Source organism: Polyangiaceae bacterium, assembly GCA_020633205.1.
Taxonomy (GTDB): domain Bacteria; phylum Myxococcota_A; class Polyangia; order Polyangiales; family Polyangiaceae; genus JAHBVY01.
On sequence record JACKEB010000015.1, the window covers coordinates 410,164 to 429,638 of the forward strand.

The 19,475-nt window shown below is 65.0% G+C and carries 15 protein-coding genes; 11 read left to right on the plus strand and 4 right to left on the minus strand.

What is annotated here, in order from left to right:
* The first annotated feature begins 50 nt into the window (after window positions 1-50).
* Window positions 51-623, plus strand: coding sequence for a hypothetical protein (locus H6718_24530; GenBank protein ID MCB9588599.1), 573 nt, complete (start codon window positions 51-53; stop codon window positions 621-623).
* A 59-nt stretch (window positions 624-682) separates the two neighbouring features.
* Here H6718_24530 and H6718_24535 read toward each other — a convergent pair whose 3' ends face one another.
* Entirely contained in the window at window positions 683-1,237 is a 555-nt protein-coding gene (locus H6718_24535; GenBank protein MCB9588600.1) for a hypothetical protein, read from the minus strand.
* Between the two features lie 110 nt (window positions 1,238-1,347).
* Between H6718_24535 and H6718_24540 the strand changes: the two genes are divergently transcribed.
* The 6 genes from H6718_24540 (at window position 1,348) to H6718_24565 (ending at window position 9,985) form a co-directional block, all read left to right on the plus strand.
* A complete protein-coding gene (locus H6718_24540) occupies window positions 1,348-2,403 on the plus strand; it encodes a hypothetical protein (protein ID MCB9588601.1) in 1,056 nt (351 codons plus the stop codon).
* The gene (locus H6718_24545) at window positions 2,396-4,342 is read left to right on the plus strand and encodes a hypothetical protein (protein MCB9588602.1); all 1,947 of its coding nucleotides are present in this window, start codon (window positions 2,396-2,398) and stop codon (window positions 4,340-4,342) included. Before H6718_24540 ends, H6718_24545 begins: the two co-directional genes overlap by 8 nt.
* 58 nt (window positions 4,343-4,400) lie before the next feature.
* On the plus strand, window positions 4,401-5,795 hold the full coding sequence (locus H6718_24550) for a sigma-54-dependent Fis family transcriptional regulator (GenBank protein MCB9588603.1): 1,395 nt from the start codon (window positions 4,401-4,403) through the stop codon (window positions 5,793-5,795).
* A gap of 124 nt (window positions 5,796-5,919) precedes the next feature.
* Window positions 5,920-7,065 carry an acyl-CoA dehydrogenase family protein gene (locus H6718_24555; GenBank protein MCB9588604.1) on the plus strand — a complete coding sequence of 382 codons (1,146 nt, stop codon included), beginning with the start codon at window positions 5,920-5,922 and terminating at the stop codon, window positions 7,063-7,065.
* A gap of 75 nt (window positions 7,066-7,140) precedes the next feature.
* A complete protein-coding gene (locus tag H6718_24560; protein ID MCB9588605.1) occupies window positions 7,141-9,141 on the plus strand; it encodes a TonB-dependent receptor in 2,001 nt (666 codons plus the stop codon).
* A gap of 73 nt (window positions 9,142-9,214) precedes the next feature.
* A complete protein-coding gene (locus tag H6718_24565; protein MCB9588606.1) occupies window positions 9,215-9,985 on the plus strand; it encodes a hypothetical protein in 771 nt (256 codons plus the stop codon).
* Between the two features lie 36 nt (window positions 9,986-10,021).
* Here the strand turns inward: H6718_24565 and H6718_24570 are convergent, their stop codons facing one another.
* Window positions 10,022-10,915 carry a hypothetical protein gene (locus H6718_24570; protein ID MCB9588607.1) on the minus strand — a complete coding sequence of 298 codons (894 nt, stop codon included), beginning with the start codon at window positions 10,913-10,915 and terminating at the stop codon, window positions 10,022-10,024.
* A 305-nt stretch (window positions 10,916-11,220) separates the two neighbouring features.
* Between H6718_24570 and H6718_24575 the strand changes: the two genes are divergently transcribed.
* On the plus strand, window positions 11,221-12,444 hold the full coding sequence (locus tag H6718_24575; protein MCB9588608.1) for a polysaccharide deacetylase family protein: 1,224 nt from the start codon (window positions 11,221-11,223) through the stop codon (window positions 12,442-12,444).
* Between the two features lie 337 nt (window positions 12,445-12,781).
* The gene (locus H6718_24580) at window positions 12,782-13,663 is read left to right on the plus strand and encodes a hypothetical protein (GenBank protein ID MCB9588609.1); all 882 of its coding nucleotides are present in this window, start codon (window positions 12,782-12,784) and stop codon (window positions 13,661-13,663) included.
* Between the two features lie 179 nt (window positions 13,664-13,842).
* Here the strand turns inward: H6718_24580 and H6718_24585 are convergent, their stop codons facing one another.
* Entirely contained in the window at window positions 13,843-14,475 is a 633-nt protein-coding gene (locus H6718_24585) for a peroxiredoxin (protein ID MCB9588610.1), read from the minus strand.
* Window positions 14,476-14,697: 222 nt separating this feature from the next.
* Between H6718_24585 and H6718_24590 the strand changes: the two genes are divergently transcribed.
* The gene (locus H6718_24590) at window positions 14,698-15,423 is read left to right on the plus strand and encodes a hypothetical protein (GenBank protein ID MCB9588611.1); all 726 of its coding nucleotides are present in this window, start codon (window positions 14,698-14,700) and stop codon (window positions 15,421-15,423) included.
* A gap of 59 nt (window positions 15,424-15,482) precedes the next feature.
* Entirely contained in the window at window positions 15,483-17,459 is a 1,977-nt protein-coding gene (locus H6718_24595; GenBank protein MCB9588612.1) for a serine/threonine protein kinase, read from the plus strand.
* 217 nt (window positions 17,460-17,676) lie between these two features.
* Here H6718_24595 and H6718_24600 read toward each other — a convergent pair whose 3' ends face one another.
* The gene (locus H6718_24600) at window positions 17,677-19,137 is read right to left on the minus strand and encodes a VWA domain-containing protein (GenBank protein ID MCB9588613.1); all 1,461 of its coding nucleotides are present in this window, start codon (window positions 19,135-19,137) and stop codon (window positions 17,677-17,679) included.
* Window positions 19,138-19,475 lie beyond the last annotated feature (338 nt).

The following is a 19,475-nucleotide window of genomic DNA, read 5'->3' on the forward strand; positions in this document are numbered from 1 at the left end:
TTTGGCAAAGCGAAAGCGTCACTGGTACCGCGGAATAGGTTGCGGTTAGGGTGGGTTCACGAACCATGGAAACTCAGGCGGAACTCACCCTCGTCGTTTTGGAAGAGGGCGCAATTTGGCCTGAGTGGCACCCCGCGTGTCAGTTCTCAGCAGAAGAACCTGAGGGTCCTCCGCCGGCGGTGATGGCGATCGCCCAGAGCCAGGGCGAAGCAGAGAGCCATTTCGTGGAGCGCGTGAGCCACCGCCTGAAGGCGCTACCCGCGGAGCTCAGAAAGCAGCGGGCGAGGTTGGCTCATGTGGTGCTCTCCACCGCTGACGTCGCAGATCCATCGACCAAGGCGAGAGTGGAGCTTGCCAGGCGACTCGCTCAGGTGTGCGTGGGCGAGGCCGCGCGTTTCGTCTTGGCAGCGCCGCCAGCGTGTTCTCCCGCAGCTCAGCGCGATCTGTTTGCGCTGGCCGGCGGCCTGTGTGAGGTGCTCGGCTCCGCGTGCGACGTGTCCGTGAGCTTCGGTCCGGCACAGGCACCGACCAGCGAGACTCGCTTGCGAGTTACTCGCCCCGACAACGCCGAGCTGGCAGATTTCCAAGAGGAAATGGACATCCAGCGCATCTCAGTCCACTAGCTCGCGCCGCATACTCCTCAGACGGCTCGTTTGGGAGTGAGAGAGCGACGGAGCTAGCGTCAGGCTTGCTCGGCCTGGGAGCGATGCAACGGCACTTCAATCGCGACGTCGAGGATGCCACCGCGCATCCCGCGCCACGCGTGGACCAGCAGCGAAACGACGCCCCACATCAGGCCGAGCACCACGCCCCCGTCGATGATCCCGCGCCAGGGCTGTGGAACGTGTCGCACCGCGATCACGATCAGCGCGATCATGCTGCTTACCCCCCACGCCGTGATGAGGCCGCGCTTTGTCGCGTGAAAGTAGGCCATGCAGAACGCGGGCGCGAAGAGCACGTGCAGCGGGCGCGGATTCGCCGCGAGGTGCAGTGCACGCCCCACCACCTTCGGGCTGAAACGCTTCTGAAATCCCCGGTAACCCTCGGCGTATCCGCTAAAGAGCAGCCAGCCCACATAGAGCAGCGCTTGGATTTCGGTGAGGCTGCCTTCCTTGAGCGGTTCCCACGCCAGAGGAGCGATGCGGTAGATCGCCTGACTGAGGAACGCGACCACACCGAGAACGCCCCAGAGCACGATCAGGGTTCCGGTCAGCGTGCGCGGGGGCCCGACAGTCACGTCCGGGCTTATAGCCTGCAAGGAATGCCCACGCCCCAACAACTTTGCCGCAGCTGAGCGGCGGGCTGCTGGTTGACACGCCGCGTTAGGATGCCTACCTGTAGTCGTTCATGGCGAAGCAACCCCTCGCTGAGCCGCTGGCAGTGGTCGCTGGCCTGCGGACGCCGTTCGTGCGCGCGGGCGGACCTTTGGACCGCGTCGCAGCGGAGTCACTGCTCGGAGGGGTGCTGAGCGAACTGCTCGAACGCTCGCTGCTAGCCGAGGGGCAGCTCGAGCTTTTGGTGCTGAGCTTGGCGGCTGAGGATGCGCTGGAAGTAGACGCTCGCGAGGTGCTGCGCCGCTCGGTATGTTCAGCCGACATTGCCGTGCGGCAATATCTTCCGGGTGCACCGGATGACTTGCAGGCACTGGATTCCCTGGTCGAGGCGATGCAGGGTGGTGGTGTTGGTGTGGGCGCGCTTCTCGGCGCAAGGCTGCACCGCCGTGGTGCACCAGAGCGGCTCTGGTGGCGGCTGTGGAACTCGCTGCGAGGAATGCGCGATGGTCTCAGGCGCGCGCGCGGGGAAAGCGGTGCTGGCTTTGAGTTTCGGGAAGCGTTGAAGAGCTACGGCCTCGCAGCTCGCGCTTGGGGTGAGGGGCGCTTCGAAGATCAGGTGATGTCGGTGCTCATCGCCGGCGCCGGTGAGGTCATCGCGGAGGACGAACTCCGCAGGCACTTTCATGCGGAAACGCTGAGGAGCTACGGTGTCGCAGGCCTGGTGCTGGCGACAGCGGACCAAGTACAGTCGCTGGCGCTCCGCCCGCTAGGCTGGATCCGCGCGATGGCGAGTGAGCGGGTTCCAGTGGGAGACACTGCGCTCTCTAATTTCGCCCTCGATGTCCTGGCCGGCAGTGAGCCTTGTTTGGTCGAATTGAGTGAGAGCACGCGGTCGGCTGAGGCGCTCAGACGAGGGCTGCTCTCGTCGGGCGCGGAGTGGCTGGAGATGGCCGACCGTTTGAATGTGACGGGAGACAGCGTGGCGTTTGGGGACGCAGGCTGCGCGACCTTTCCACGCCAAGTAGTGCAACTCTTGCATGAGCTTGGGCGACGCGGTGGCGGTGTTGGTTTGTGCCTCTCGGTAGGTGAGGTGTCCACCGCGCTCGCTCTGGAGGTACCCCGTGGATGAACAGGTAGAGCATTACCGCGAGGAAGTAAACGCCTCCCCCGGGCCGGTTGGCCCTGCTGTGCGCCTAGACGTTGACACCATGGAGGTGGTGCTCGGCCCGGGGTTCGAAGTGCTTGAGGGAGCGCATGCGGGTGAGCTGGCCTCCCGAGTGGGCTTGGCTGAACAAGCTGGCGTGCGAGGGTTGGTACTTCGGTTCTGTGCCGCCGAGCCTTCTCGGCTGCTCGACGCTGATCGTTTGGAGGCGTTCGAGACGCCAGGCCAAGCCGAGGCCGCGCTCGACGAAGCGAGCTTGCTGGTGGACCGCATCGAGCAGACGACCCTGAGGTGTGTCGCGGTGGTCGAGCGCGACCTCGGCGGCCCCAATCTCGAGTTGGCGCTCAGTTGTGGGCACATGATCGCTGGGACAGGGTTGCGCTTGGGGCTCGACGGCGCCGCCTTGGGCGTTGTGCCCGCCTTGGGAGGCCTTCCGCGTCTGGTGGCCCGCCTAGGTGCCAAAGGCGCGCTCATCCACCTGCTACGCGGCGAGCGTATCGCGAGCGAAAGTGCGTGCGAAGTTGGCTTGGTGGATGAGTGCCTGGAGGAGGACGCTTGCAGTATTGCCGCGAGGCAATGGGTTGCGCGTCCCACCTCCGGTCGTCTCGCGGCCCTTCGGGATTGGGCGCGGGTGCGCTTGCCATACCGCATGCCCGGCGCGGAGCTCGACGCCCGCAGCGACGTGGCGAGCGCGCTCAAGCGTCAGCTGCGCACTGCTATGTGGAAAGACGCCGGTCGTCAGCGCGGCGAAGCAGCGAAGGTTTTCTCCAAGTTGGCGTGTGGAGAGCAGAGCGCGGCGCTGCGGCGCCTAGCAAGGCTCCTTGAAGACAGGGCACCGGTTGGCGGGCCCCCACCACGTGTCGCGTTGATTGGCGGCGGTCGAGTTGGTGCAGAGCTCGCACAACGTACCTTGCTCGCGGGAGGTGTGCTCAGGCTGCTCGAGCGGGATGAGAAGGCGCTGCTGCGCGGCGTGCGGCGTGTAAGAGACGGCCTGCGTCGCTCTGGGCTCGATGGCGTGCGCCTCGAGCGAACCATGGGCCATATGACGCACACCGCCGAGCTCTCGCGTCTTGGCAGCTTCGACGTGGTCGTGGAGGCAATCGCGGAGGAGTCGGTGGTCAAGCGTCGCCTGCTCGACCAAGTGGCGGCCCAGCTTACGCGATCGGTGGTCCACGAGCCTACGTTGGTTACGACGAGCAGCACTCATGAGCTCGCGAGACTCACGTCAGGGCAGGTGGCGAAGGTGGCGTTGGTCGGTCTGCATCTCGGGCTGCTGACCGAGCGCCCCTACGCAGAGCTCGTGCATGGAGACCCAGCGGCGACGCGGACCATCGAGCGCTTCTTGAGCATGCTGGGTTACCGTGTGGTAACAGTCGCTGACGTCGCGCCCGGGCTGTGCCTGCGCCTGGCTACTGCGTTCATCGTGGAGTCCCTTGAGCTCGGGCGCGAGGGCTTCGCCCTCACAGAGGTGGATCAGGCGGTGAAGAACTGGGGCTTTGAGCTGGGCCCCACGGAGCTCCTTGAACGCCTTGGTCAACGCACCTTCTCTGACTTGGTAGCCGTCGCGTTCCATCGCTCCTCCCGTCGCTTCCCCGCACCCGCTCGCTTGGAGGCGCTGTTCGAGGCTCAGCCGCGAGCACGACGCTGGGTGCATCCGGCTAGCCCGGTGCCAGTCGAGCGTCTGGTGCTGCGTTTGGTGGAAGAAGCGCGCTGCGCGCTCCAGGAAGGCGTGGTGGCGCGCCCGGAGCTTGCCGACCTGGCTGCGGTTTGGGGCATGGGGTTCCCGGCCTATCGCGGAGGGCCGCTTAGCTGGGCGGAGACCCTCGGCGAAACGAAGGTGCAGCGGCGGCTCAGCCGGCTCCATTCGCTGCACGGTCCGCGTTTCGAGCCGAGCGTCGTGCTCTAAGGGACTGCCAAGGCAGGAAAGTCCTCAAGGGTGGACGTACGCAACCGATCTCGGAGGTATGCTGAACCCTTCCGTAGCGATAGTGGACGAGGACCCGCTTTCGCGCGAGCTACTTAGGTTGTGGCTCGAGGCGGCGGGCTACGACGTGCTCGAGCTCGCGTCAGCGGCTGAGCTGCTATCGCGTCCGATCTTGCCAGAGATCTCCTGTGTCAGCCTGACCCTGTCGGACACGCCCGGTGACGCGCTGATTGGCACGCTCAAGGCCCGCGACCCCGACCGTCCTGCGCTGCTGATCAGCTCCCTCCAGGCACCTGACGCGGTGGCACGGGCGCTGGGTTGTGGAGCCTACGACGTGTTGAGCAAGCCGCTGGTACGCGAGCAGGTGCTGCTGCGGGTCAAGCGGGCCGCTGAGGTGTGGCGCTTGAAGTCTCGGGTCAAGGCGGTGTGTGGTGCAGCCGACTTGCCTCCCTCGCTCTGGGGGCGCAGTCCGGCCATCAAGGGCTTACTGGGCGATATTGATGCCGAAATCCATGGGGAAAATCCACTCATCGTGGTGGGTGAAGCCGGCAGCGGACGCGCCGCGGTCGCGCGTTTCCTCCACGTCCGTGGCTTGCGCTCAGGTGAGACCTTCGTTTCGTTCAACTGCGCGGAGTTGCCGCCGGCGCGCCATTTCGAAGAGCTGTTTGGTGACCACGGCGGGGGCGCGGAGAGCCTGTTTGCACGCGCCGCCGGGGGCGTGCTGTACATTCATGACGTTGGCTGGCTAGCCGCCGAAGCTCAGCAAGAGCTAGTCGATGCCTTGCGGTTGGATGGAGCTCCGAGGAGCTCAAGGCGACCCAGTGGTGGTTGGGCTGTCGCCGACGTGACCACCCGTCCAGCGTCGTTCGCCGCGCGTTCGGCACCGCGGCTGATCTGCAGCAGCAGCGTGGAGGTTCCGGTGCTGGCGCGCACTGGTCAGTTGAGCGAGGCGCTTGCCAGCCTGTTCGAGGGGTCGACTGTCTCAGTGCCACCGCTACGAGAGCGGCGCGACGACATCCCCGAGTTGCTCTCCTATTGGGTCAGGCGACTGTCGGTGGAGTCAGGCAGGCCGTCACCGCGCATCGCTGCGAGTGCGCTCGAGGCGCTGCTCGACTACAGCTGGCCGGGGAATGTCCACGAGCTGAGTCAGGTCGTGCAGCGTGCGATCCTGGCTAGCGATGGAGCGAGCATTCAGCTGAATGACCTACCCATTGCCGTGCGGCAAATGTTTGAGGAATCCGAGCGAGACAGCGGGCTCTTCGAGCCGACCCGGGACGACAACGTCGTGCCCTTGCGCGAACTGGAACGACGCGCGATTGCCCACGCTCTCAAGGTTGCTGACGGCAACGTTGGCCACGCGGCCCGCTTGCTCGGCATTGGCCGGGCGACGCTGTATCGGCGTCTGGCAGAGCAAGCTGGCTCACGGGTCGGTTGAACTGGACTGCGACTCCAGTTCACTGGCAGCTTGAATCCGCAGCAGCCGACCGTGTTCCGGCGAACGCCCGACTGAGTTGCTATCCTGGGCCCACCGCGGGACGGCCCGCGAGAAGGAGCTCGGCGTGAAGCGAAGTCTGCTCAGTGAAGAACACCGCATTTTCGAGAAAGCGTTCCGTACGTTCGTGGAGCGCGAGGTGCTGCCCAAGCAGAGCAGCTGGGCCGAGCGAGGCATGGTCGACCGCGAGACCTGGCTCGCCGCGGGCGCTGGTGGTTTCTTGTGCCCCTGGCTCGAAGAGGAGCACGGTGGGGCCGGCGGAGACTTCATCCACTCGGCGATCGCGATCGAGCAGCTGGCGTATGCCTACGAGTCAGGCTTCGCGATGGGGCTTCACAGTGACATCGTGACTCCGTACATCCACGAGTTCGGCACCGCGGAGCAGAAGCAGCGCTACCTCCCCGGGTGCGCCAGCGGTGAGGTGATCACCGCCATCGCGATGACCGAGCCTGGCACTGGCTCCGATTTGAACGGTATCCAGACGACCGCGCTGCGAGACGGAGACTCGTACGTCATCAACGGCTCAAAGACCTTCATCTCCAACGGCATCCTTTGCGACGTATGCATCGTCGCGGCGAAGACGGATACGAACCCTGACAATCGCCACCAGTCGCTATCGCTTTTCCTCGTGGATGCAGGGACGCAGGGTTTCACGAAGGGCCAAAAGCTCAAGAAGATGGGCATGGCCAGCCAGGACACCTCGGAGCTGCATTTCGAGGACTGCCGCGTGCCGAAGAGCGCTTTGCTTGGCGAAGAGGGCATGGGCTTCTTGATGCTGACGCGCAAGCTTCAGCAAGAGCGTCTCGTGGTGGCCATCGGGTCCCAGGCGAGTGCGGAGCAAGTCCTCGCGGATACGCTCACTTATGTCAAAGAGCGGACCGCGTTTGGCAAGCCTCTCAGCAAGTTCCAGAACACCAAGTTCAAGTTGGCGGAGTGTGCAACCGAGGTGGAAGTGGGGCGTGCCTTCCTTGACCGCCTAATTGCAGAGCACGTGGCGGGCGAGCACCTGGTGAAGGAGTGCTCCATGGCCAAGCTATGGCAGACCGAGATGCTCGGACGCGTGGTGGATGAGTGCCTGCAGCTGTTTGGCGGCTACGGGTACATGCTCGAGTACCCGGTCACGCGCGCGTACATGGATGCGCGAGTCCAGCGGATCTTCGCGGGCACGAACGAGATCATGAAGGTGATCATCGCGCAGCAGCTCGGCTTGTAGAGCGGGGGCGGCTTGCGGGGGTGTAGCGGCTCGGGCTAGACGGCAGAGCAACGGCTCTCCCCCCGACGCTGTCTCATGCTCGACGTTGCTCAACCCTGGTACTTCGGACTCGCGCTCTGCTGCGTGTGCCTTGCGGCGCCTGCTGCCTCTGCACAGGCGGGCGACGTGGTGGTGAAGGGGGCGCGGTCGGATCACTCGACGCAAGATCCCAGCGCGGCGAGCCAGGTGCTTCGCGACGATGAGTTGAAGGCGCCAGGCGCGAGTGCCGGGGATGCTCTGGAACGCGTGAGCGGCGTGGAGGTCTCCCGCAGCGGAGCTGCCACGGATCGCACCACGCTCTCTCTTCGGGGGTCGACAGCCGCACAAGTGCCCGTCTATCTCGGACCGCTGCGCCTGAACGACGAGGTGACGGGCGCTGCCGATCTCGGCAGCGTGCCGCTGTGGATGTTGGATCGCGTCGAGGTGTTTCGCGGGAGCACCCCTGCAAGGGCAGACGCTTACGGTATGGGGGGCGCGGTATTCTTTGAACCAAAATTTCCCCGTAGAAACTCGATTGGGGCCGGTCTCGGTATCGGAAGCTTTGGAGAACAGAGCGCGTGGGGTAGGGGGGAGGTCAGCTCTCGCGGCGCTGGTGGGTGGCGCTCCGGAGCGCTAGTAGGCTTGCGCCTCGCGCGTGCTGACAACGACTACAGCTACGTCGACGACCGGGGCACCGCCTTTGACGAGCGCGACGACATCACGCGGACTCGTTCGAACGCTGACTTCTCCGAGTGGGATGCGTGGGCCATTGGCCTGATGCGTTCCTCGCGAGGCGCGCGGGTGCTGACTCTGGCAAACGCCTTCTCGAGGGAACAAGGAGTGACAGGCCTTGCGTCTGTTCCAGCGCAGGCTGTGCGCTCAAGACAACAGCGACTTCTCGCTGGTGTCTCGGTTAAGTTACCTTGCGGAAAAAAAGCGGTGGGCAGGCGCTGCGAGTTGGAACTCGGGACGCAGCTGCTCGACACTCGGGAGTCCGTCTCCGATCCACTCTCGGAGCTTGGCATCGGACCAGGAGGAGCGCAGAACATCGGCAGTCGAGCGGGGCAGCGCCTGCGGCTCACCTGGGGGGCGGGCCCGCTGGAGTTGTCGGGCCAGGCTGACGTGGCGCGTGACTCGCTGCGCGTGCGCGGAGCTCAACAGAGCGGCTCGGAGCGCTTCAGCGCACGCCCGGCGCTCGAGGTCGTGTTGCGTCCTGACGCGCGCGCGAGCTACGCGCTGAGCGGCGCGTTGCCCATCGTGTCCACTCGCTCTGATGCTAGAGTCTCTGACGTTTCCGCGGGGAGTGATGGCTTGGAGCCTGAGGGGCGACTTGGCGTGGCGTACTCGGTGACCGAGCACTTGAGCCTGTTGTTCAATGTTGGACATTTCACCCGGCGCCCTACCTTGGGAGAGCTGTTTGGCTTGAGTTCGCTGGTCAGGGGGAACGCTGGACTTGTCGCTGAGCGCGGAGAGGGGATCGACTTCGGTGTGCGCGCCGCGCTCGTGCAACAGCGAACGTTCAGCTTGGCGGTCGAGAGCTTTGGGTTCGCCCGTTGGTCTAGGGACTTGATCGCTTACCGGCGGTCGACGTTTGGGGTGGTGACGCCTTTCAATGTGGCTACCGCGCGAGTGCTTGGCGTGGAATCAGCGTTCCAGATGACCTTCGACGACTGGCTGCGCTGGCGGGGGAGCTTGACGTTGCAGGACCCGCGGGACACCAGCGACGACCGCGGCGTCTCCAACGACCTCTTGCCCTATCACGCTCGGCTCATGGCTAGCTCGCGGCTCGGCTTCTACGCCCCACGGGGCAGCAGTCTTCCTCCGTCGGAGTTGGTGCTCGCGACGTCTTACCGCTCGTCGAAGTTTGCGGACCCTGCTGGGCTCGTCGTGGTTCCCGAGCAACTGCGCTGGGACTTGGAGGCCGCCGTAGCGCTCTACGACGAGCGCTTGCAGCTCCGTGGGATGCTGCGAAACCTCTTCGGAAGCCGGCAGTACGACCTCCTCGGGCAGCCACAACCGGGACGCAGTTTCCACGCGAGTGCTGAGCTAGTCTGGTAACTGCGGCCTCCTCAAAACAAACAGCCAAGCCTGTAGGCAGAGCCGTGTCCATCAGGGACGGAGGCTTTAAGGCATGGCGGATCTACTCAGGGAAGACTCACTACTGTTCTCGCTCAAGGGCTTGCAGCGCTTGGAGAAAGAGCGCGTCGACCGCGAGCTGGCCGACCGAGAGCAACGCCTGGCGGAGCAACACCAGCGTCGAGTCCTCGAAGAGCAGCGTCAGCGCGACGCGGAGAAGCGCCGTACCGAAGCCGAAGCCGCTCGTCGCGAGGCCGAGCGTCTGCGCCGACAAGAAGAGGATGCCCGCCTGGAGGCGCTGAAGCGCGCGGAGTGCGAGCGGGTACTGCAAGAGTCCAAGCTAAGAGCGGAGCTAGCCGTCGCGGCGGCGGAGCGCGCTCACGAGGTCAAGCTCGCCGAGATCCGTACGGATAATGAAAAGCGTGTGGCGAAGATCGCCGCTAGCCTTTGCGCAGGGCTCGCGATCCTCGTGACGAGCGGGTCACTCGGTCTCTACTTCGGGAAGCTCGAGCCGGAACACACCCAGGCGATAGCCCAGTTGGAGCGCCAGTTCGCGAATGCGAAGGCCGACTCGAAGCAGCTTCGCGATGACCTCGACGAGGTGAAGGGACAGCTACAGACGGAGCAAGCCGAGAGCGCGCGCCTCAAGCGCCAGCGCGACGAGGCCCAGCGCCAGCTCTCCCAAGCCGAGCAGACCAAGCCAGAGTCGATCCCTCCGGTGCGACCTCATCGAAAGGCGTCCGGCACCCCCATCGCTCGCGCCGGGGCGACTCAGAAGTGCAAGCCCGGCGAGGCCTACGACCCAATGAGCTACTGTTTGCCCTGAGCAGATGTCAGCATTGTAAGGGCCTGCCAGCTCGCTTCATTTCCCGCAGGAATCGATGTGAGCGAGAAGGCGCTCGAGGCGCCAGTCCAAGGCGGATAGGTGCTCGGTACTGAGCACCGGTGCGAGTGGATCCTTGGCGAGGGAGCGCGCCAGGCGTTGGCCGAGGCGCTGCGCTGGGGGGACGCGTGGGCCCAGGGCTCGCAGATTTTTGATCAGCCCGGGCGGGAACTCACACAGGTGTTCGAGGTCGCCGTCCAGCGCGAGCTTGCGCTGCATCCGCCAGTCCGCGAACCCAGCGCCATTGTCGAGGAAGATGAGCGGCCCAGCTTGACCGAGCAGCAGGGTATTACCACCTGACCAGCGGTCGGTGTTGTCGAGCAGGTAGTCGAACGCGCTGAGTTCTTGCAGAGCTGGGATCTGCGGTTCAATTGCCGTGGGGATTTTTTCCAGGCTCCACTTCGGCCAGCCGCGAGGAACGTCGAGCGAGTACAGGCGCTTGGTGTGCCAGGCGATCACGGCGCCCCGCAGCATACCCGGTTCGGCCTCATTCAGCTCGGAGTCGAAGCGTTCGATGAATTGGCTGTCGGCCTTGCTGGCGACGAGTAGTCGCCGTAGCGCTGAGCGTGGTAGCTGACGTCCCACGACGGGCGCGGTGCGCGCACAGCCCAGCAGGCGGTCCAGGTGGTAGGCGACGATCTCGCTCTTGAAGTTCGTTGCGGACTTCTTCTGGTCCGCCTTTAGTACCGCGCGGTAACCATCCTCGAAGTAGAGACGAATGGTTACGGTGGACCCTCCCTTGTTCTGAGTTGCCTTGGTGATGGAGGCATAGGACATGCGGCGCAGCCACGCGGCGTCCTCGGCAACATCGATGGGGCCGCGTGCATCGCCTTTGATAGCGTGCGGTGGATTTTGGGTGAGGGAAGTCGGCACCTTGCCACGAGGGATCGGCGCTGCGGCGCTTGCGGGAGGTTCTGCGGTGGGCGGTGGTTTTCCCTCACCCCCAGACCCGGCTGAGGTGGCTGAAACGCTGAGTGCTGGTGCGGCCGCGGATGCGGGAGCCAAGGGAGCGCTCGCAATGGGCGCTGATGATTTCCGAGCACTAGGCGCGCCATCGGCCGCCGCTTCTTGATCGCAGCTCGCGAGGCATAGACACCCCATGGCCCACCACGCGCGGCCCAGGGCCCTGGAGATTCGCTTCGTTCGCACCTCGACCGCCGCGAAGCTATCATCGCGCCGTGCAACACACGAGCCCGCAAGAGTCGCCGAGGCTGACCCGTGGCTCGATTGCTGCTGCACGCCTCGTGGGCATTGGCGTGCTCACCTTCGCCGGAGTCTATGTTGGGGCCAAGCTGCGGACGTCGGATGCGGGCGGCGCTGCGGTCAACCAAACGGCTGCGCTAGTCGTTTCGGTTGCGCCCTCTGCGCCTGCGACAGCTCCGCCCAAGGTCGTGCAAGGAGGGATCCTCGAGCTGCGGCCTCACGGCTCACGGGTCAACTTGAACACGGCCATCGAGCTCGACTTCTCCGCGCCAGTGGAGCCCACGAGTGTCGAGAAATCGGTCGAGAGCGTGCCACCGATCGACTGGCGAGTCAGTTGGCCGAGGCCGACGCGCATTCGGCTCGAGCCCAAGGCGCCGCTCAAGAGCGGAACCGTGTACCGCATCAGCACCGGGGGCCGCCTAGCGAACGGTGGGGAGCTGGCCAGCTTCCTTGGTGAGTTCCGTACGGAAGTGCCTGCGCCGAAGGAAGTGGTCAAGGGCAACGGCGGCAATCTGATCCTCAGCTTCGACGACGGGCCTCGGGGTAGCGCACGCACCCGCCACATCCTGGACGTGCTCGAGCAGTACCATGCGAAGGCGCTGTTCTTCCCCGTGGCACAAAACCTCGAACGCTATCCGAAGTGGATCGAGCAGGTGGAAGCGAGAGGGCACCGCGTGTGCAATCACAGCTACACTCATCCCAACCTGGCGAGTCGGCGGATCTCGGATCGTGGCTTGCGCCAGGAGATTGAGAAGGGCGCAGGGTTCGGACGCTGCAAGCTGTTCCGGCCTCCCATGATGGCCCATGACGAGCGCAGCGATCGTGTCGCTGCAGAGTTGGGACTCAGCGTCTTCTTGTGGGACATCGACACCCGGGACTGGGAGGAGATCCCCGCGGATGAGATCTACAACCGCGTCCTGCGGGCGGTGGAGCCGGGCAGCGTCGTGTTGTTCCACCTGCAGGCGCGCCGCACTCTGCGTGCACTGCGCGGCTTGTTGCCGCGGCTGGTGAAGGAGGGATACGTCCTCTCCTGGGACCCACGAGATGTCGACCAAGCGGCCCGGGAGCGTTTTGGGGTAGGGCGTAGCGCGACCTGGCTCTCCCCCCCGGAAGACGCGCGGCGTCGCTGGCTGGCGGCGTTCGAGGCACCCAGCGGCGTCGATCCGTGGCCGTTTCCCTTGGGAGAAACCGAGAAATAAAACGGGTTCGAAACGGCCATTGGTTCACGCAAAGTCGGCGTACCCACATTCACACACTGTTCCGAACCTCGTGGGCGCTCCTCGCCCCTGACAGCGCTGTCCCAGGTGTGTTGGCGCTTTCCTGGAACGGATCCGAGAAAGTCAGGCTAGCTTTGTTGTGGTTCGTGTTTTGCACCGCTGACTGAATGCCCCGTTGGGGCACTCGTCGATCCAGAGTGGCCAGGCCGGGGGGAAGCTCGGGTTTTCACCAACCGTAAGGGGTTCTGGTTCGCTTTCTTTGGATTGCTATCTGTCGCCCCCATGCGCGGGGTGATTCCTGCCAGGAGTAATACTCAACATGACCAAGCTCACGTCTCTCCTCGCCGCCGCCGCGCTGGCTCTCCCGTTGTTCGCAACTCAACAAGCTCACGCCGGCATCGCCGCCTGCGGTGACATCAACATCGAAGCGAACGCCACGTGTTCCGCCACGGCCGAGGGCGGTTGCGACGTGCAGTGCGAGGCGCTCGACTTCAAGGCCACCTGCGCCGCCGAGCTCGACGTGACCTGCAGTGGTGAATGCAACGCCACCGCAGAGGCGTCCTGTACCGGAAGCTGCGAGGCGGACTGTACGTCCAAGTGCGAAGTCGACCCGCCCAAGTTCGACTGCCAGGCCAACTGCAGTGCGACGGCGGAGGCCGACTGCAGCGCCAACTGCAACGCCGGCACCGACGAAGAGAAGAACGAGTGCAAGGCGAGCTGCAAGGCAACCGCGAGCGCCACTTGCGAAGGCAAGTGCGACGTGGATCCCAACGCCAGCGTCGACTGCAGCGCTCAGTGCAAGTCGAGCTGCGAAGGCTCGTGTGAGGTCAAGGCCAACGCCACCTGCCAGATCGACTGCCAGGGCAAGGCGTACGCGGAGTGCGAGGTCAAAGCCCAGGGTGGCTGCGTGGCCCAGTGCGAGCAGCCGAGCGGTGCGCTCGTGTGCGATGGACAGTTCGTCGACAACAACGGCAACTTCGAAGAGTGCCTTGCTGCTCTCAAGGCGGAGCTAAACATCGAGTACGGTGCTCGCGGCAGCGCGAGCTGCAGCGGCGGCTCCTGCACCGCCGAGGGCTCCGCGGAAGCCAGCGCCAGCTGTGCGATGCAGCCCGGCACCACGACTGGTAACACGGGCCTCGGCCTGCTCGCCCTCGGCGCGATGGGCGCGCTGGTGGTGGCACGCCGCCGTCGCCGCAGCTGAGCCTCAGCGTCGATGGACGTGTGGCGCCGTGTTCCTTCGGGAGCGCGGCGTCGCTGCTTTGTGGTTCCTGTCAGCGTTGCCGCACGGCAGAGAAGCGGGGTCAAATGAGGAACGGCTCCGGGGCTGCGCCAGAGATAGACGAAGCCTCGCGGAGCCGCTCTTCGTGGGTGTGGAAGGTCTCAGCGTGCCGGCTGCTTGACCATGCGCAGGTAGGGGCGCAGCTCGCGCACCTCCCCGAACTTTTCCTTCGCCTCTTCGGTGGTGAGTGCACCGGAGACCACGCAGTCCCCGCCCTCGGTCCAATCCGCGGGGGTGGCGAGCTTGTGCGTGTCCGTGAGCTGCAGCGAGTCGATCACGCGCAGGATCTCGTTGAAGTTACGTCCCGTGCTGGCGGGGTAGGTGATCATCGCGCGGATCTTCTTGTTGTTGTCGATGATGAAGACGGAGCGCACCGTGAGCGTGTCGTTCCATTCCGCGTGGATCATGTCGTAGAGGTTCGCGACCTTCTTGTCCGCATCCGCGAGGATAGGGAAGTTCATCTTCGCGTTCTGCGTCTCTTCGATGTCACCGATCCAGCCCTTGTGGTCCTCCACCGTGTCCACGCTCACCGCGAGCATCTTCACGTTGCGCTTGTCGAACTCTGCCTTGAGGTTCGCCGCGCGACCGAGCTCTGTCGTACACACCGGGGTGAAGTCCTTCGGGTGTGAAAACAGAATCACCCACTGATTACCGATGAAGTCGTGAAACTTGATCTTGCCTTCGCTGGAGTCCTGCTCGAAGTCGGGTGCGATGCTTCCGATGTGTAGTCCCATTGCTCTCTCCTGTTGCGTGGTGGGGCGCCCTCCGCCGAGCCCGAGCCGATCGGCTGGGCCACGCCGCGGCGCTTTGCTGCGCGGACGTCGGTGAACCGCTTCATTTGCGCTCACCTTGTGATCCCCCACCTGGCGCCCGCATCAGGTAACGTCGAGCCCTTGCACCGTCAATCGCGGACTGTCGATCCCCTCACACGCGAGTTCGGGTATGACTAGCTTCTGATGTTTCGCGCGGTTTGGATCCTGGGCCTGTCGTGTTTGAGTGTTGCCTGCAAACCGGATGTCGGAAGCTCGTGCGACAAGGGTGAGTCGCGCTGCCTCGATCCGTCGACTCAGCTCATCTGCTCCGAGGGCAAGATGATCGCTGCGCCGTGTCGCGGCGAGAAGGGCTGCTGGGTCGAGGGCGGCGTGCGCTGCGACATCAGCGGCAACCAACCCGAGGATGTGTGTAGCAAGGATGACGAAGGTGCTGCGACCTGCGCTGGAGACAAGCGGGGGCAGCTCGTGTGTCTGAAGGGAGCGTACGTTCTCGAGCCCTGCCGCGGCCCGGCAGGCTGCACGCTCTCCGGGGATCGCGCTCAGTGCGACAAGTCGGTGATGCAAGCAGGGGATACTTGCCGCGACCCAGGACTGAACGCGTGCAACGTCGTCGGCACTCAGCTGCTGGAGTGCAAGGACGGCAAGATGGTCACGAGCCTCAACTGTCGCGGGTCGAGTGGCTGTCAATCCACGGGTGGAAAGCTCGACTGCGATTTGTCCGTCGCTGCAGCGGACGATCCGTGCCCCGCTGCCATGAGCGGCAAGAATGCGTGCAGCGCCGATCGGCTGAGCATCTTGGTGTGCAAAGACGGCAAATTCAAAGTCGACGAGAGTTGTGACAAGGGCAAGCTGTGTCGCAGCAAGGACGGCGGGATCCGCTGCGAGAAGGACGACGGAAAAGCCGAATAGTCACAGAGTGACTTCTGGTTGGTCGACCTGGTGCTCCAGCGTGTACCCTCGCGGTGCACGTGTCCGAACCTGCCTCCCAGCGCGTCGTCCCGCCGGACGATGACATCCTGACGTGCCTCGAAGGTGAGACCTTGAAGAGCTCGGCCTTCGAGGGCACGAGCTATCGCATCACCAAGCGCATTGGCGCGGGAGGCATGTCCATCGCGTTCCTTGCGGTGCGTCGTAGCCCTAGCGGCAGCGCTCCCGTGGTGCTCAAGGTGATGCGCCCGTTCGTGATGCGGCAGTCCGCGCGAACGGGCAACCTGATTGTCCTCAAGGAAACGGTGGCGCTCGGTCGCCTCAACGAGAAGGTGCCACCGACGCCCTTCGTCGTGCGGCTGATCGAAACTGGCAGCTCTTGGGTGAGCTTCAAGAACGCACCCCTCGAGTTGCCGTGGCTCGCGCTCGAATACGTTCATGGAGGGTCGGAGGGCACGACGTTGCACGAACGCGTGCATTGGTCCGTCCAGCGTACCGGTTATGCCTTCGACCCGATCCGCGCGAAGCACGCGGTGGAGTGCTTGGCGATCGGCCTGGATGCGATCCACGAAGTCGGTGTCGTGCATCGCGACCTCACCCCTGCAAACGTGTTGTGTTGCGGCTTCGGGCGCGAAGAGATTTTCAAGATCGCCGACTTCGGCATCGCGCGTCCCGCAGGGACCGGTGGCTTCACATTCGGTGGTGTCCCGGTGGGCACGCCCGGGTACGCCGCGCCCGAGCAAGTGGAGATGAACAACGACCTGGTGGGCAACCAGAGCGACGTCTTCAGCTTGGCCGCGGTGACGTACCGCATGCTCACGGGTGACGATTACTTCCCATCGTCGAGCCCCATCGACGCCGTGCTGGCTGCCCGCGCGGAAGAGCGACGTAGCATCACCGAGAGCCGCAACCTGGCCCCCGAGCTTGCGGAGCGTCCCAACGCTTGTCTCGCCATCGATGAGCTGCTTGCGCGCGCCACGAGTCACGACCCAAAGGTGCGTCCGCCAACGGGCGCAGCATTCGCTGCGATGCTCGCTCCAGCGCTGCGGGGGGACTCCTCGGTCAGCCAGCGCACGACGGCGCGGCGCCTGAAGAGCATCGCGGATGGCGTCTCGAGCACCCTCTTCGCCGGTTACAACTTCATCGTGCGTAACCAGCCGGGCTCGGACCATGTGGTGCGTTCCGTTGCCTGGGACGGCGACGGTCGTTGCCTTGCGGCAAGCAACTATGGCCTGGCGTTCTGGAACGGCACCAACTGGGAGAACTCCCCGGCCCAAGATCTGCCGGTGAGGGACGGCGTCCGCTTCGTGCGACGCGTCGGTGCGGGACGTTGGTTGGTGGGTGGCGACCAAGCCACCATCTGCGAGTATTCGACCAGCGGTGTGGGGACGGTGCTGAAAGGCCCTGACCCCAAGGTCAGCTTCACCCAGGCCAGTGGTGAGATGACCGATCTGGCCGTTTTGGTGGGGGAGAGGAGCGGCGAACCGCCGCTATTGTACGCCATCGCGGGGGGCCACTGGTTGAAGCCAGCCCAGCTGACGAAAGCGGAGAGCGTGAACGCGCTGGCTCGCATTGGCCCAGAGGAGTGGCTCGTCGTCGGCCGCGCAAAGGATGGTCACGGCTTTGCCGTGCGGTACCGACCGACGATGTGGAGCGTGGACAAGCTGTCCCTCCCGCGGGTGCGCGCCTTCCTGGGCTGCGCCGGCGTGATCGAGACTGGTAACGGCGTGGTAGTTGGCGCCAGTGGGCGCACCGCGCGTACCACCGATGAGGAGCCGTGGGTCAGCGTGGTGCCAGGCGAGCCGGATCTATCCGCCGTGGCACTAGACGTCGGCGGCCGCGCTTGGGCAACGAGCCCCGGCCAGCTCTGGCTCCAAGCGGGGGCGCCAGGCTCTGAGTGGCGCCCGGTTTGGCGCGAGGACTGGCGAGTGCCCTTCGTCAGCGTCTACGCCGACCTCGGCATCGTGATCGCCATGACCGTCGACGGTGCGATCGTCGAAGGCCGCGACGACGGGTAGGCGCTCGCTCGCCCCCTTGCGGCAACGGCACGCTCGCGCCCCAAGGGTGAGGCCGCCAGTTTGCTCGCTTCGCCATTTTTCGAGGGGGATGACCGCATCCCCCTCCCCCGCGAGCGGGGCCCCCACCCCGATCGGCGGCAACCCGAAAAGTAACGGGGGCAGGTGCCGCACACTGCGCCCACCCCGAGCAAAGGGTTGATGTGGTTGCCGTGGGGAATTAGTTGGCCATGACTAGGCGCTCGGAGCAGGGCTTGGCGCGCTCGTCTTGGCCCAATCCGGCAATGCGTAGGGGGTTCGAGTCGAGGGCGCGCAGCTCGCGCTGCACCTTCTGTACGATCAGCGTGTCCAGGTTGCCGCTCGCGTAGTTGGTGTGCGTACCGCCGCAGCTGCTCTTTGCGTCGCCGGCTCCGGTCGACTGCGGACCCGCACCGCCTCGGAGCACGAACATGTTCGTGCCGCCGGTGTACTGAGCGATCTGTCGCCACACCACTTGGCCAAGTCCGTCCATGCCGCTCGCCGCGATCGTGAAGATCTGGATGCCGTCGTGGTTTGCCCGCTTCATGCTCTGGGAGTAGCTCGTGTCCTGGTAGTCGAGGTGAGGCGGTGCATCGCCGATCAGGAAGGCGAAGCGGCCGACGCTTTGATCGCTCCAGTCGAGCTTGGTCAATGCAACGTTGAGGCCTTCGTTCACTGACTCCGGCGTGTCGCCACCGCCGCTAGCCTGTACGCTCTCGACGCTGCGAGCAAAGGAGCCGAGGTCCGTCGTGAAGCGGCGAACCTTGGTCACGTACTCATCGGACCGGTCCTTGAAGTCGACCATCGCGATGCGCACGTTGACGTTCCCCGTATCCAGTTGCTTCGCTACCGCGCGGATAGTCTCTTTGACGCTGGCGATCTCTTCGGACATCGAACCCGTGCTGTCGAGCACGAACGCGATGTCTACGGTGCGGGTGCCGGCGAGCTTGCGAGCTCTGTCGAGCTTCAGCGTGACGACCCCGTCGGCTTGGTCCAAGTTGAAGCGCTGAGCCGCCCGGCTGCCCTGACAGTTGGTCGTGGCGATGAGGGAGGCGCCCTTGAGTCCTTCAGCGGCTGGGAACAACAAGCTGCGTCCGCTCGTCTGCGTCTTCAGCTGAACGCTTCGTTGGTCGCTATCCGTCACGCTCACCTTGCAACCGGGAACTGCCTTGCCCTGGCTGTCCGTGACCACGATGAAGCGCCGCTTGGCAACGTTCACTGAGTCGAAACCGAGACCGCTCTGCGAGGCGATCCAGCGCTGGAACTCGCGATAGTTCGCGTTGTCGTCCCACTCTCCGGCCTTCACACCACCTGCCTGCGCCAGGCCGCCGCCAGGGCGACGGCTCGTCTTGTCGGCCGCGCTGGTTCGCTTTTCCGCGCGGTCTCGCGACGGCTCCGCGGCCACGGCGCCCCCGCTCGGGGCCACTGCGCCGGCGATCGATGCGGGGGGAGGCGCGGCTGCTTCAGGCGCCTCCTCGCTGTCAGCGCCGTAGGCGTAGCCAGGGTCGCCAGCGGCGTCATCCGCCGGTGCCCCAGCTGTAGCAGGGCTCTCCATTGCAGGCATGGGAGAGGGGGCCATGGGGGCTTCAGCGGCCTTGGAACCACCGCACGCCACCACCGCCAGAGCCAACAATCCAAAAGAGCCTTGTCCGAGTCGTCGCATCATGTCCTCCGCGACTCGAAACGGCGGGACCGGCCCACGCTTACACCTGCTTTTCTTTCCTTGGTTGCTCGAGCGTCCAAAGCTCAATATGCGCTGGTTTTGGGCCTGAGGGACGCATCGGGGTAGCGCGGCTCGTATGGGGCGACTCGTGGGTCCACCCAAAATCGTACCTGCGTACCTGAGACGTAGGCCGGGCGGGCTCCCAGGCAGTCTCGTGCTCCTTTGAACACGTCCCGCGCCTCGTCGAAGCTTAGTCGGAGCCCCAGTCGGGCGCGGCGCGCGTGACGGAGCACCGAACTCGAGAGGTTGGCCTCATGCCGACGTGCTGTGCGTTCGAG

Bases quoted from the DNA above. Each gene is read 5' to 3' on its own strand.
- H6718_24540 (MCB9588601.1), top strand. From the start codon at position 1,348: ATGGCGAAGCAACCCCTCGCTGAGCCGCTGGCAGTGGTCGCTGGCCTG.
- H6718_24550 (MCB9588603.1), top strand. From the start codon at position 4,401: ATGCTGAACCCTTCCGTAGCGATAGTGGACGAGGACCCGCTTTCGCGC.
- H6718_24560 (MCB9588605.1), top strand. From the start codon at position 7,141: ATGCTCGACGTTGCTCAACCCTGGTACTTCGGACTCGCGCTCTGCTGC.
- H6718_24565 (MCB9588606.1), top strand. From the start codon at position 9,215: ATGGCGGATCTACTCAGGGAAGACTCACTACTGTTCTCGCTCAAGGGC.
- H6718_24580 (MCB9588609.1), top strand. From the start codon at position 12,782: ATGACCAAGCTCACGTCTCTCCTCGCCGCCGCCGCGCTGGCTCTCCCG.
- H6718_24585 (MCB9588610.1), bottom strand. From the start codon at position 14,475: ATGGGACTACACATCGGAAGCATCGCACCCGACTTCGAGCAGGACTCC.
- H6718_24590 (MCB9588611.1), top strand. From the start codon at position 14,698: ATGTTTCGCGCGGTTTGGATCCTGGGCCTGTCGTGTTTGAGTGTTGCC.
- H6718_24600 (MCB9588613.1), bottom strand. From the start codon at position 19,137: ATGCGACGACTCGGACAAGGCTCTTTTGGATTGTTGGCTCTGGCGGTG.